Origin of the sequence: Candidatus Devosia phytovorans (assembly GCA_029202405.1) — a bacterium.
Classification (GTDB): Bacteria; Pseudomonadota; Alphaproteobacteria; order Rhizobiales; family Devosiaceae; genus Devosia; species Devosia phytovorans.
In genome coordinates this window covers 1,526,642-1,539,826 of the sequence record CP119312.1, presented here as the reverse complement: position 1 = coordinate 1,539,826, position 13,185 = coordinate 1,526,642, and the positions used below count along the sequence as shown (strand labels likewise).

The following is a 13,185-nucleotide window of genomic DNA, read 5'->3' as shown; positions in this document are numbered from 1 at the left end:
TTCAGGCAGTGAACCGGCCGAAGATCCCCGCGAAACACTGCACGCAAAGATTTCCGGCCGATCCCGAACTATTTCAGGACTGTTCCGCCGCCATGGCAGCGAAATGCGGCTCAGGGCTTTCAACTTCCTTGAGTTTCCGGTTTTCAATCACGAAGAATCGGCTGCCCAGCCCGCGGACGAAGCTGCGATCGTGGCTGACAAGGATTGACGTCGCGCCGTGATTGAGGATCTCGTGCTCCAACCGCTCCTGCCCAGGGATGTCGACGTGATTGGTCGGCTCGTCCAGCAGGTAGAAATTGGGCTGCTGCAGGCGAATGGCCAAAAGACCCAGCCGCGCCCGCTGCCCGAAGGACAGCTCGCTGATCGGACGGTCCTGCTTTTCTAGCGCAAAACCGGCGCCGGCCAGCAGGCTCTTGGATCGCTGGTCGCCTTCGTTGAAACGGCTGGTGATATAGCCGAGCGGCGATTCCCTGGGCGGCAGGAAACTCATGGCCTGGTCCACGTAACCGGGAACAACCTGCGGACTGACGCGCATGCCGGCCACCTCCGTCCCCAGCATGGCGCGATGCACGAGACCGATGAACTGTGACTTGCCCGTGCCGTTGCGGCCAAGAATGACCAAACGGTCGCCCTGGAAGACATGCAGCTTCTCGATACGGAACAGCTTGTCGCCAACAGGACTGGCAACCTCGACATTGTCCATCGCCAACATGACGCGCGCTTGCGCGCCGCTGTTGCCCAGCCTGATGTCGCCACTGCGCTCCTTGTGCAGCGACTGCACGGCCGTCTCGATCCTGGCGGCGCGCTCACGCAGGTATTTCGATTTGACGACGAGCAGGTCGCTGCCCGAGTTGATGCCGATATTGGTGAGCTTTGCCGCCTGCTTGCGGAGCCGGCTGACCTCTTTGAGGTCGCGTTCGCGCTTGGCCTCAGCCGCCTCGTCGATCTCGGCCAGGGCGATGCGCGCCTTGCTATAGGGCAACGGAAAATAATGACTGGCGTCAGGCCTCAGAAACAGCGTCCGATTGGTCGTCGCATCAAGGAACTGACGGTCATGACTGGCGATGACCACGGGAATGGATCGCGCCGCCTGGTTGATCCAGTTTTCCAGCTGGAACAACTTGCCGAGGTCCAGATGATTGGTGGGCTCGTCGAGCAGCAGCGCATCGGGCTGCAACACCCAGCAACGGGCAATCAGCGCGATGCGCTGCCAGCCTCCCGACAGTTCGGTCAGCCTTCGGTTACGCATGGCAACGGGCGTTTCGAACTCGTCGAGCACCACGTCGACACGCCAGCTGTCGCTGTCCCGATCTATGGGCGACAGGGCTTCGAGCACGGCGTCATGGAGCGTCAGGCCCATGCTGGCAGCGGGCATGTCCTGCTCGACATAGCCGACGGTCAGGCCGCGCGAACGGGTGATCTCCCCGGAGGTCAGCTCCCCCTGCCCGGCCATGGCGCGCAGCAAGGTCGTCTTGCCCCGGCCATTGCCGGCGACAAGGCCGACGCGATCGCCATCGCCGATGACCATGTTGAGGTTGGAAAAGAGCGTGTCAGTGGCCACGAGGCCGGCATTGCGGAGGCTGATGGAACCCATCGTCTATTCTCACTGGTGCGGCGCGAAGGCGCCAAATCCTTAAACGGCGGTCGTGATCACTGACGCGATCGAGACCGCCACGAAGGGCAAACCAGGATGGGGAGACAGAGGGTTTCGTCCGTACCAGTACCGGTCAGCCCTGCAGCTGATGCCACAGGGCGGGAACAGGGCCACGGGAGCGGTGCACATACTGCAATGTCATGGGCGCACTCCTCTGGCTGGTGTTGACGGCGAGAGTGATCATTAGCCGCCCAGAGGGCGAAAATCAATCAGCCGGATCAGAGGAAATAGAATAGGGTGGAGACAAGCGCGACAAGACCGAAGCGCGGTGCAGTGATATTGGTCAGCCGGTACGCAATACCTGAAAATCCGGCAGATGGCCCAACATCATGGACAAATGAACCGGCCGGAAGCGGGTACGCAATACTATGATCCCGTTCGGTTCGCATACGGAACTCCATACAAAAGCCGTATGCGCACTGTTCTATCAGCGCGCCTTTAAGAAAGTGCTTTCAAGAAGCAAACGGAACGTAAACCCGCTGCCCGATCTTGGGACTGCTTTGTATGGATTTGGGAATTGGCGGATATTTAGCCTGCCCGCCGCAGCTTGCGAGCCTCTTCGATATAGCCGCGGCAGAAGTCGTATTCGAGCAGGTAGACCCAGCCATCGATCGTTGCGCGAACCTCGACGTGACCGTCATTGGGTACGTTGAGATAGATATTGGAAAAGCCCTCTGCGGCGACAGCATCGCGGATCTGGCGATCCGTCATGCAGGTGATGCGTTCGGGCGGCGCAAAGAAGTCGGATTCCTCGTCACCAAAAAACAACCCGAAGCCCTGCGCCTGCGCTGGCGCAGATGTGATGAGCAAAGCAGTCAGGATATAGGCGATAGATCCTCTCACTCTTGCCTCCTGGTTCAGCCAAGCCACGACAATGCCTGAGCGCAGTTGAATGGGGCGACCACAAGCCGTTCATTTCCCGTTCAGTTTGTGGAGAACTCGGCACTTGTGAGCAGGTTCCCTGCCCGGGATTTGTAACCGGCAGGATATGCTAAAAGGCCAATTCGCCCGATTCGGGCGCCAAGACGGAAATTGCATGTCCAACGCAGAAGACCTTTTCGGCGGCTCCGAGCCCCAGCCTGTAGCTCCTGAGCCGGTAAAGCCGGCCACCAAGGCCGCTGCCGCGCCGGGATCCTACTCGGCCGCAGATATCGAGGTGCTGGAAGGGCTCGAGCCCGTCCGGCGGCGTCCGGGCATGTATATCGGCGGCACCGATTCCAATGCCCTGCATCACCTCTTTGCCGAAGTCATCGACAATTCCATGGACGAGGCCATCGCCGGTCACGCCACGCGTATCGAGGTGCATCTTGGCGAAGACGGCTTCCTGACCGTCGTCGACAACGGCCGCGGCATTCCCGTCGAAAATCACCCCAAATTCCCCGGCCGCTCGACGCTGGAAATCGTCCACACCGTGTTGCACGCCGGCGGCAAGTTTGACTCCAAGGCCTATGAAACCTCCGGCGGCCTGCATGGCGTGGGTGTTTCGGTGGTCAATGCTTTGTCCGACAGCATGATCGTGGAAGTGGCGCGTGAGCAGCAATTGCACCGGCTGTCCTTTTCCCGCGGCAAGCCACTGGGCGATATCGAGCCGCTCGGCCGCGTACAGAACCGGCGCGGCACCACCACCCGCTTCCACCCCGATCCGCAGATCTTCGGCGAGCACGCGCATTTCTCGGCCGCGCGCCTCTATCGCATGACGCGCGCCAAGGCCTACCTGTTCGCCGGCGTCGAACTGCGCTGGAGCTGCGACGAGTCACTGGCCACCGAAGACGCGCCCGCCAAGGCCGTGTTCCACTATCCCAATGGTCTCAAGGACTTCATGTCCGCCCGCATCGAGGGCGAGACGCGCATCGTCGACGAAGTCTTCTCCGGCACCCATGGCAAGCCCGGCTCGCATGGCGGCGTCGAATGGGCCATTGCCTGGACGCTGGGCGACGGCGGGGTTTCGTCCTATTGCAATACCGTGCCGACGCCCGATGGTGGTACCCATGAATCGGGCATGCGCACGGCCCTGCTGCGCGGCCTCAAGAATTACGCCGAACTGACCAAGAACAAGAATGGCGCACAGCTGACGGCGGAAGACGTTTTCGCTCATTGCAGCGCCATGCTCTCGGTTTTCGTGCGCGAACCCGAATTCGTTGGCCAGACCAAGGACAAGCTGGCCTCGGGCGAAGCCACCCGCATCGTCGACAATGCCTTGCGCGATGCCTTCGACCATTGGTTGGCTGCCTCGCCCAACCAGGCGGGAAAGCTGCTCGACTGGGCGGTTGAACGCGCCGAGGAGCGCCTGCGTCGCCGCAAGGAAAAGGAAATCGACCGCGCCAGCGCGACGCGCAAGCTCCGCCTGCCGGGCAAGCTGGCCGACTGCTCGCAGACCGCAGCTCAGGGCGCCGAACTCTTTATCGTCGAAGGCGACTCGGCAGGTGGATCGGCCAAGCAGGCGCGCGACCGCAAGAGCCAAGCCGTGCTGCCGCTGCGCGGCAAGATCCTCAACGTGGCCGGCGCCAGCCGTGAAAAGATGGCTGGCAGCCAGCTGATCGCCGACCTGATCCAGGCTTTGGGCTGTGGCACGCGCGATCGCTACAGCGAGGACGACCTGCGCTACGACAAGATCATCATCATGACCGATGCTGACGTTGACGGCGCCCACATCGCGACCCTGCTGATCACCTTTTTCTTCCAGGAAATGCCGAGGCTGATCGACGGTGGACACCTCTACCTCGCCCTGCCCCCGCTGTTCCGCATCACCCAGGGCAGCAAGACGCTCTATGCCCGCGACGACGCCCACAAGGAAGAGTTGCTGGCCACCGAGTTCACCGGCAAGGGCAAGGTCGACATGACCCGCTTCAAGGGCCTTGGCGAAATGCCCTTCTCGCATCTGCGCGAAACCACCATGTCGCCCAAGTCGCGGACGCTGCTGCAGGTCAAGGTGCGCGACGATCTCGAGGCCACCCGCATCAGCGTCGATCGCCTGATGGGCACCAAGCCGGAAGCCCGTTTTGACTTCATCCAGGAAAACGCGGCCTTCGTCACCGACCTCGACGTCTAGCGGAGCCGAGGTGTCACAGGAGCGTCGTGAAGGCTGCAATTAAGCCTAAAAGCGCCAAATGCGTTGACAGACAAGGCCTTTGCGCTATGGTCCGCGCCGCTGGAGCATTTCCTGCTTGACGGCCAGTGTTTGAACACAGCCGGGATGAGCGGAATGCCTCAGGGCCATTCCACGACGTGCTGTATTGCCAACGTCGAGTGGCCGCCCGGCTGTGGATGCGTTCGCGTATGCCTTTTCTGTCCACTGCTGACGACCCCGGCGCACCGTTCGAATGTCTCGGACTGGACCTGGCCCCGGGCCACATATCTGAGTGGAATTACCAAACTTGACCGAATTCTCCGCGCTTGGCCTCTCAACCAAAGTTTCTGACGCTGTTGCAGCGGCTGGCTATACGTCGCCAACCGAAATCCAGGCACAGGCCATTCCGCATGTCCTTGAAAAGAAGGACGTTATCGGCATTGCCCAGACCGGCACCGGCAAGACGGCCAGCTTCGTTCTGCCGATGATCCATCTGCTGGAAAACGGCCGCGCTCGTGCCCGCATGCCCCGTACACTCATTCTCGAACCCACGCGCGAACTCGCGGCGCAGGTCTCCGAGAACTTTGAAAAATACGGCAAGAACCATCGCCTCAGCATGGCGCTGATCATCGGCGGCGTCAGCTTCGAGGACCAGAACAAGAAGCTCGACCGTGGCGTCGACGTCCTGATTGCCACGCCCGGCCGCCTGCTCGACCAGTTCGATCGCGGCAAGATCCTGCTGACCGGCGTTGAAATCCTCGTCATCGACGAAGCCGACCGCATGCTCGACATGGGCTTCATCGACGACATCGAAAAGATCGTCAATCGCCTGCCGCCGCGCCGCCAGACCATGTTGTTTTCGGCGACGATGGATGGGCAGATCGAGAAGCTGACCAAGAAGTTCCTCAAGGATCCGGTGCATGTGCAGGTTTCCCGCGCCGCATCGACCGCCGATACCATCGACCAGAAGCTGGTGAAGGTCTCGTCCAAGCCCGAGGAAAAGCGCGCTTCGCTGCGTGATCGGATCCGCGCCTCCGAGAACCTGACCAATGCGATCATCTTCTGCAATCGCAAGCGCGACGTGGCGACCCTTGCCCGCTCGCTGGAGCGTCACGGCTTCTCGGCCGGCGCGCTGCATGGCGACATGGACCAGAAAAGCCGCATGGAGACTCTGGACGCCTTCAAGAACAACCGGCTGACCCTTCTGGTCGCCAGTGACGTGGCCGCCCGCGGCCTCGACATCCCGGCGGTGAGCCATGTGTTCAACTTTGACGTGCCCGTGCATGCCGAAGACTATGTGCACCGCATCGGGCGTACCGGCCGCGCCGGCCGCTCGGGCGTCGCCTATACATTCGTGGCGCCTGCCGATGGCAAGCATCTCGACGCTATCCTCAAGCTGATCCAGAAGCCGATCGACTATCTGGACACCGGCAAGGCGGCGCCTGTCGTCGAAGCCCAGGACGAAGCGGCAGCCGAGCGGCCTGCTCGCCCGGCGCGTACGCGTCGTGGCGGCGCCCGCAAGCGCCCGACTGCCGAAACGACTGCAGAGACGGTAACAGAAACAGCCGAGGTTGTGACCGAAGTTGCCGACAGCACTCCTGCACCGCAGCCGGTGCAGGAGCGTCCAAAACGCAGTCGGGGCAGAACCCGTGCTGAGGCCGAGGCTAGTGATTCGGCCCAGGTCGGGTCATCACCATTTGGCAATGACGGTCCCATTCCAGCATTTTTGCTGCGCCCTACGCGGCTTAGCAACTAGAAGCATAGCGATTTGACTGTGTGTGCCGGCGCAATATTGTGCCGGCACTGTTGTATTTAATTGCGCCGACGGTATCTTCTCTGCGGGAACCGGCCGTGGCTACACGCGACGGGATTTGAGCGCAACAGCTCGAGGGACGCAGTGTCAGAACAGGAATTCAAACGCGCGCTTGGCTATGCCAACTCGGCATTTGACCTTTTGAAGCGCAGTGGAATCCCGCCATATCCCCAGTTCTACGAACTGCTGTTCACCTATGCGACCGGCGTCAACCCGACGCTGAACAACCGCATCAATGCGATTTTCCGTGGCGGCAGCTCGCCCTCTGCCGACCTTGCCGAAACGCTTTACAACGAATTCCTCAAGTCTGACGTCAACGATCGCATGTCGGTGGTGTCCGAGCGCATGCATGCGCGTATCGAGGCCGTGCACGATGCCATTGATGGCGCAATGGTCACGGCCAATGCCTATTCCGGTTCGCTGCAGATGGCGAGCGGCGACCTGGCCCGCGAGATCACCCAGCAGGACATGAAGGACCTGGCTGATCGCCTGCTGTCAGAGACCCGGCAGATGCAGGCGACCAACACATCGCTTGAGGAAAAACTCACCGCCTCGCGCGATGACATTGCTTCCCTGCAGCGCGATCTCGATGACGTGCGCCGCGAATCCATGCTGGACCCGCTGACCAAGATCGCCAACCGGAAGTGCTTTGACGAAGGCATGGACAGCGCCGTCACCCATGCTGCCACCACTGACGAGCCGCTCTGCCTGATGATCATCGACATCGATCACTTCAAGAGCTTCAACGACAGCTATGGTCACCAGACCGGCGACCAGGTGCTGCGTCTGGTGGCGATGACGCTGAAGTCCAACATCAAGGGCAAGGACCTGGCCGCGCGTTACGGTGGTGAGGAATTCGTCGCCATCCTGCCCTCGACCGATCTCGAAGGCGCGATCATCGTCGCGGAAAACATCCGCAAGGCCATCCAGGCCAAGGAATTGCTCAAGCGCTCCACCAACGAAAAACTCGGCCGCATCACCGCGTCCTTCGGCATTGCTGCCTATCGCGCTGGTGACACGTCGGCCTCGATGATCGAACGGGCCGACCTCTGCCTCTATGCCGCCAAGCATGCCGGCCGTAACAAGGTGTTCAGCGAGACCCAGCTGGCGGCCCTGCAGTCGGCCGTGCCGGGCATTTCAGCGGCCTGATCAGTCTGCTCGCTGCAGCGTGACGCCCAGCATTTCCAGCATTTCCCAATAGGTCGGATACGTCTTGCTGGTGCAGGCCGGATCGAGAACCGTGATGCCCGGCAGTCTCAGGCCCGCCAGGGCGAAGCTCATGGCGATACGGTGATCGTGGTAGGTTTCTACCCGCGCAGGCTGGCTACGGGCGGCCAGATCGGGATCCGATGCCACCACCAGGTCATCGCCTTCTTCCGTGGCAAGACCGGGCAGGATGCGATTGAGCTCATTGGCGACGGCGCGGATGCGATCGGTTTCCTTGACGCGCAGGTTGGCGATGCCGACGAAGCGCACGGGATGGGCGTTGAAGGCAGCAACCACGGCCAGCGTGGGCACGGCATCCTGCATCTGCGAGCCATCGATGACGGCAGGCATATTGGGGAATTGCGCAATGACCGCCTGGGCCGCGGCGTCGGGTTGGGTGAAGGCATCCGCAGCAACCCCGAGATCAATCTTGCCGCCCGTCAGCGCCTCGATGCCCCAGAGATAGGTCGCAGCAGAGGCATCGGGTTCGACGAGCAGGTCGGCAGCCCGGTAGCCGGTGGGCTGAACCAGCCAGGTGCCGGCATCGATTTGTTCGACCGAGGCGCCGAAGCTTCGCATGGCCGCCAAGGTCAAATCGACATAGCCGCGCGCCCCAATCTCCTTGCCGGTGAGGGCAATGGTGATCGGCCCATCGCCCAGCGGCGCCGCCATCAGAAGAGCCGAGACATACTGGCTGGAGAGACTGCCATCGATTTCCACGCGGCCCTGCCCGAAACTGCCATTGCCGACAATGGTCACCGGCGGGCAACCAGTCGGCGAACTGGCCTTGATGCCAAGGGACTGGAGTGCCGCAACCAGAGGACCGATCGGCCGGACACGCATTTCGTCGTCGCCATCGACAATCACGGTGCCATCGACCGTTGCTACGGCAGCGGTCAGGAAGCGGGTTGCCGTCCCAGCATTTCCGAGGAATAGCGGCCCATCCGGTGCCTGAAGGCGGCCCGTGCTGGTGACGACGAAACTCGTCGCGTCAGGCTCTTCGACTGTCACGCCCATCTGCCGCAGGGCGGCTGCCATCAGGGTGGTGTCCTTGCTCTTGAGCGCACCGGTCAGACGGCTCGTGCCATTGGCCAGCGCCGCCAGCAACAGGGCACGATTGGTGATGGATTTTGATCCCGGCGGGGCAACGCGCCCATTGAGCGGACGGTTGGGCGGGACAATGGTAAGGGCGGCAGGCAGGGGCGAAATCATGATGGAGGATCAATGCACCAGCGCCCTGCCCTGCGCAACTGTCGACGCGCGGGAACGGGAACGCCTCAAACAGAAATCCCCGCAACTGGGCGGGGATTTGCTCGAGCAAAGTTGAAGCGATCAGACCGTCTGCCTGGCCTCTGCGATCGCCTTGAGGTCGGCGGCCTTGAGCGTGACGCTCTCGCCGCAGCCGCATTCGCCGGTCTGATTGGGGTTCCTGAAGGTGAAGCCGGCGCTCATCTTGGCTGTCTCGAAATCCATGATCGTGCCGAGCAGATACATGGTCGCCTTGGGATCGATCCAGACATTGACGCCCTTGTCGGTGACATGGTCGTCGCCCTTGATCGGCTCCTCGAGATAATCCATCGTATAGGCCACACCGGCACAGCCGGAGTTCTTGATGCCGACGCGCAGGCCGATGACCGGCTTTTCGGAATCCTCGATGATCTCGGTGATGCGCTCGGCAGCGGCATCGGTCAGCGACATGATCTTGAAGGCCATCGGCAAACTTTCTATCGGCGTTTCACGATATATAGGACGAAACGCCTGAAATTACCACCAGTTCAACGCGACTTGAGCTTCCTCGCTCATGCGGGAGGCGTCCCACGGCGGATCAAACACCATGTTGACGGTTACGTCCTGCACGCCTTCGACGCCACGCGCCGCATTTTCCACCCAGCCGGGCATTTCGCCAGCCACGGGACAACCCGGCGCAGTCAGCGTCATGTCGATGGACAGATTGCGATCGTCATCGAGATCGACCTTGTAGATCAAGCCCAGCTCATAGATATCGACCGGGATTTCCGGGTCATAGACGGTCTTGAGTGCACCGATCAGGTCCGTCGTGATGCGCTCGACCTCGGCATCGGGCAGACCGCCGCCGACATTGGGCGTGATCCGCGGTTCGGGAATGGTCGGCGCCGGAGCGATCTTGGATTCGTCGATTTCGGGTTCGTCGGTCATATCAGTACCAATCAGGCGAAAAATTTCTGGGCGCGGTTGATGCCGTCCACCAACGCATCAACGTCATCCTTGCCATTATATAGGGCGAAGCTGGCGCGGCAGGTAGAGGTGACACCAAAGCGTTTCAGCAGCGGCATGGCACAATGCGTGCCGGCGCGAACGGCGATGCCATAGCGGTCGAGAATGGTGGCCACGTCATGCGCATGGGCATTGGCCATCTCGAACGAGAAGATGCCGCCTTTTCCCGGCGCCGTGCCGATCAGGCGCAGCGAGTTGATGCGGCTCAGTTGCTCATGCGCATATTCAGCAACGTCATGCTCGTGCGCAGCAATGGCATCGCGACCTAGCTCGGTCATGTATTTGAGCGCAGCACCCAACCCGATGGCCTGGACGATGGGCGGCGTGCCCGCCTCGAATCGATGCGGCGGTTCGTTATAGGTGACGCTATCCATGGTCACGACATCGATCATCTCCCCGCCACCCTGGTAGGGCTGCATTTCGGCGAGGAGGTCGTATTTGCCGTAGAGCACGCCGATACCGGTGGGCCCATAGAGCTTGTGGCCGGTCATGATGTAGAAATCGGCGTCCAGGTCCTGCACGTCAACTACGGTGTGTACGGCGCCCTGACTACCATCCACCAGCACCGGAATGCCCCGGGCATGGGCGATTTCGATCATCTGCGTGACCGGCGTGATTGTCCCCAGAACGTTGGACATATGGGTAACTGCAACCATACGGGTGCGATCGCTCAGCGCCGCCTCGAAGGCATCGAGGTCGAAGCTGCCATCGTCGCGCACGTCGACCCATTTGATCACCGCGCCCTTGCGCTCGCGATGAAAGTGCCAAGGCACGATATTGGAGTGATGCTCCATGATCGTGGTGACGATCTCGTCGCCCTCGCCTATCCGCGGACCGGCAAAGCTCTGGGCCACGAGGTTGATCGCCTCTGTAGCTGACTTGGTAAAGACGATTTCCTCCGGCCGCGCCGCATTGAGGAAGGCCTGCGCCGCGTGGCGGCCACCCTCATAAGCTTCGGTCGCGCGATTGGCCAGCGTGTGGAGACCGCGATGCACATTGGCATATTCGTGGCGGAAAGCATGGTCCATCCGGTCCAGCACCTGCACCGGCTTTTGCGCCGATGCACCGCTATCGAGGTAGACCAGCCGATTGCCATGGATCTGTTCCGACAGGATCGGAAAATCAGCGCGGACTTTATCGAGGTCGAAAGTCATCAATTGTCGTCCCGTTGGGGGAATGGGCGGAGCCTTGGCTCCACCCGGTCACTTGCCCAGCAGCCAGCCGTCGATCACCCCATGCAGCGCGTCGGCCAGGGCTTCGGCCTCGATCGGGTCGACCAGTTCTTCGAGGAAGCCACGCACCAGCATGGTCTCGGCCTCTGCCTGCGGGATGCCGCGGCTCATCAGGTAAAACAGGCTATCCTCATCGAGCTTGCCGCAGGTCGAGCCATGGCCGCAGACCACGTCGTCGGCATAGATTTCCAGTTCTGGCTTGGAGAGGATTTCCGCTTCGTCCGACAGCATCAGACCCTGGTGCATGAACTTGGCATCGGTCTTTTGCGCGTCGCGAGCCACGACCAGCTTGCCCTGCACCACGGCCTTGCCGCGGCCACGGGCGATCGACTTGAACAGCGGCTGGCTGGTGGTGTGCGGGAAGGCGTGTTCGGCCATCATCGTGATGTCGGAATGCTGGCCGTCGGAAACGAGGTTCAGGCCAGTGATATCGCCATGGGCGCCGGCACCTTCATAGCGCGGGAAGAGATGCGTGCGGGCCAGACCCGAACCAGCGTGAACCACCAGCGTGCGCAGCTGGCCGTTTTCTCCGACATGATACTCATTGGTCGCGAAATGGCTGGTTGCGCGCACCGAGAGGTCCAGCGTGACATGGATCAGCTTGGCGTCCTTGCCCAGCGCAACATAGGTCGCGTGATTGCCGACATGGGCGGCATCGGAACCCGAGAAAATCTCGACCAGCGTCGCCGAAGCGCCATCTGCAATGAAAACCTTCAGCGAATCCGTGGCATGGGCGGCGTCACCCTCGATGCGGCGATCGATCTGGATAACCTGATCGATATTGCCTTCCACGGTGAGGGTCAGGCTTTCCTTGGCAAAGGCGCCATTGAGATGAACCAGGACGTCGTCGCGGGTCGAGAGCGCCGTGCCCTCGGCTTTCCCGACCAGCACGTCGGCAGGCGCCGCAGCAGCCGCCTGGATCGCGCCATTGGCGATCAGCAGACGATAGGCTCCGTCAATGTCGAGCACCGGTGTTTCGGACGCACCGGCACCTGCCGCCAGAGGCGGAATTGCCTTCAGCAGCATCTTGAGGTCGGTATAGTGATAGGCCTCGACGCGGCGGGTCGGCAGGCCGGCCACGGCGATGCGCTCGGCGGTGGCGTCAGCGCCCACGCTCTTGAGCTGGTCGATCAGGGTGTTTTCGGCGGCACCCAGGCGCACTGGAACGTGAAAGGACATGGATCAGGCCGCCGCACCGTCGAAGTCGGCATAGCCCTTGGCTTCGAGCTGCAGCGCCAGATCCTTGTCACCACTCTCGACGATCCGGCCATCGCTGAACACATGCACGACATCCGGCACAATGTGGTTCAGCAGGCGCTGATAGTGGGTGATGACCAGCATGGCGCGATCGTCAGAACGCAGGGCGTTGACGCCCTTGGACACGACCTGCAGCGCATCGATATCGAGGCCGGAATCCGTCTCGTCGAGCACGCAGAGCGCGGGCTTGAGCAGCGCCATCTGCATGATTTCGGCGCGTTTCTTCTCGCCGCCGGAGAAGCCGACATTGAGCGGGCGCTTGAGCATGTCGGTATCGACCTGCAACTGGCTGCCAGCTTCCTTGACCAGGCGCATGAATTCGGGCGTCGTCATCTCGGCTTCATCGCGCGCCTTGCGCTGGGCATTCATCGCCGCCTTGAGGAAGGTCATGGTGGCAACGCCGGGGATCTCGATCGGGTACTGGAAGGCCAGGAATACGCCGGCAGCAGCGCGTTCGGACGGATCCATGTCGAGGATGCTCTCGCCATTGAGCAGGATTTCACCCTCGGTGATCTCATAGTCTTCCTTGCCGGCCAGAACATAGCTCAGCGTCGACTTGCCCGAACCATTGCGGCCCATGATGGCATGGACTTCACCTGGCGGGATGACGAGATTCACGCCCTTGAGGATTTCGCGTTCTTCGATGCGCGCATGCAGATTGCGGATTTCAAGGATGGGGGTAGTCATGTTTCTAGTCTCCAAT

Annotated in this window: 11 protein-coding genes; 3 read left to right on the top strand and 8 right to left on the bottom strand. The window is 61.5% G+C overall.

Annotated features, from left to right (window positions below; translation table 11 throughout):
• Nucleotides 1–73 precede the first annotated feature (73 nt).
• Both P0Y65_07755 and P0Y65_07750 read right to left on the bottom strand, forming a co-directional pair.
• Nucleotides 74–1,594 carry an ATP-binding cassette domain-containing protein gene (locus P0Y65_07755; GenBank protein ID WEK06137.1) on the bottom strand — a complete coding sequence of 507 codons (1,521 nt, stop codon included), beginning with the start codon at nucleotides 1,592–1,594 and terminating at the stop codon, nucleotides 74–76.
• 588 nt (nucleotides 1,595–2,182) lie between these two features.
• Nucleotides 2,183–2,497, bottom strand: a complete 315-nt coding sequence (locus P0Y65_07750; GenBank protein ID WEK06136.1) for a hypothetical protein — start codon at nucleotides 2,495–2,497, stop codon at nucleotides 2,183–2,185.
• Nucleotides 2,498–2,690: 193 nt separating this feature from the next.
• Here P0Y65_07750 and parE point away from each other — a divergent pair, with 193 nt between their 5' ends.
• The 3 genes from parE to P0Y65_07735 all read left to right on the top strand — a co-directional run bounded on the left by parE (nucleotide 2,691) and on the right by P0Y65_07735 (nucleotide 7,683).
• Nucleotides 2,691–4,703 (top strand): DNA topoisomerase IV subunit B, encoded by a 2,013-nt coding sequence (gene parE / locus P0Y65_07745; GenBank protein WEK06135.1) that lies wholly within the window; start codon nucleotides 2,691–2,693, stop codon nucleotides 4,701–4,703.
• A 325-nt stretch (nucleotides 4,704–5,028) separates the two neighbouring features.
• Nucleotides 5,029–6,477 (top strand): DEAD/DEAH box helicase, encoded by a 1,449-nt coding sequence (locus P0Y65_07740; GenBank protein WEK06134.1) that lies wholly within the window; start codon nucleotides 5,029–5,031, stop codon nucleotides 6,475–6,477.
• 141 nt (nucleotides 6,478–6,618) lie between these two features.
• A complete protein-coding gene (locus P0Y65_07735; protein ID WEK06133.1) occupies nucleotides 6,619–7,683 on the top strand; it encodes a GGDEF domain-containing protein in 1,065 nt (354 codons plus the stop codon).
• Here the strand turns inward: P0Y65_07735 and aroA are convergent, their stop codons facing one another.
• The 6 genes from aroA to sufC all read right to left on the bottom strand — a co-directional run bounded on the left by aroA (nucleotide 7,684) and on the right by sufC (nucleotide 13,157).
• Complete coding sequence (aroA, locus tag P0Y65_07730; GenBank protein WEK06132.1) at nucleotides 7,684–8,952, bottom strand: 3-phosphoshikimate 1-carboxyvinyltransferase; 1,269 nt, start codon at nucleotides 8,950–8,952, stop codon at nucleotides 7,684–7,686.
• A gap of 120 nt (nucleotides 8,953–9,072) precedes the next feature.
• Complete coding sequence (locus tag P0Y65_07725) at nucleotides 9,073–9,453, bottom strand: iron-sulfur cluster assembly accessory protein (GenBank protein WEK06131.1); 381 nt, start codon at nucleotides 9,451–9,453, stop codon at nucleotides 9,073–9,075.
• A gap of 51 nt (nucleotides 9,454–9,504) precedes the next feature.
• Complete coding sequence (locus tag P0Y65_07720) at nucleotides 9,505–9,915, bottom strand: SUF system Fe-S cluster assembly protein (GenBank protein WEK06130.1); 411 nt, start codon at nucleotides 9,913–9,915, stop codon at nucleotides 9,505–9,507.
• 11 nt (nucleotides 9,916–9,926) lie between these two features.
• The gene (locus tag P0Y65_07715; GenBank protein ID WEK06129.1) at nucleotides 9,927–11,147 is read right to left on the bottom strand and encodes a cysteine desulfurase; all 1,221 of its coding nucleotides are present in this window, start codon (nucleotides 11,145–11,147) and stop codon (nucleotides 9,927–9,929) included.
• Nucleotides 11,148–11,195: 48 nt separating this feature from the next.
• On the bottom strand, nucleotides 11,196–12,404 hold the full coding sequence (sufD, locus tag P0Y65_07710; protein ID WEK06128.1) for a Fe-S cluster assembly protein SufD: 1,209 nt from the start codon (nucleotides 12,402–12,404) through the stop codon (nucleotides 11,196–11,198).
• Between the two features lie 3 nt (nucleotides 12,405–12,407).
• The gene (gene sufC, locus P0Y65_07705) at nucleotides 12,408–13,157 is read right to left on the bottom strand and encodes a Fe-S cluster assembly ATPase SufC (GenBank protein ID WEK06753.1); all 750 of its coding nucleotides are present in this window, start codon (nucleotides 13,155–13,157) and stop codon (nucleotides 12,408–12,410) included.
• Between the last annotated feature and the right edge of the window lie 28 nt (nucleotides 13,158–13,185).

Excerpts from the sequence above, each read along its gene's own strand:
- P0Y65_07715 (WEK06129.1), bottom strand. The coding sequence starts at position 11,147 with ATGACTTTCGACCTCGATAAAGTCCGCGCTGATTTTCCGATCCTGTCG.
- sufD (WEK06128.1), bottom strand. The coding sequence starts at position 12,404 with ATGTCCTTTCACGTTCCAGTGCGCCTGGGTGCCGCCGAAAACACCCTG.
- aroA (WEK06132.1), bottom strand. The coding sequence starts at position 8,952 with ATGATTTCGCCCCTGCCTGCCGCCCTTACCATTGTCCCGCCCAACCGT.
- P0Y65_07755 (WEK06137.1), bottom strand. The coding sequence starts at position 1,594 with ATGGGTTCCATCAGCCTCCGCAATGCCGGCCTCGTGGCCACTGACACG.
- P0Y65_07725 (WEK06131.1), bottom strand. The coding sequence starts at position 9,453 with ATGGCCTTCAAGATCATGTCGCTGACCGATGCCGCTGCCGAGCGCATC.
- parE (WEK06135.1), top strand. The coding sequence starts at position 2,691 with ATGTCCAACGCAGAAGACCTTTTCGGCGGCTCCGAGCCCCAGCCTGTA.
- P0Y65_07720 (WEK06130.1), bottom strand. The coding sequence starts at position 9,915 with ATGACCGACGAACCCGAAATCGACGAATCCAAGATCGCTCCGGCGCCG.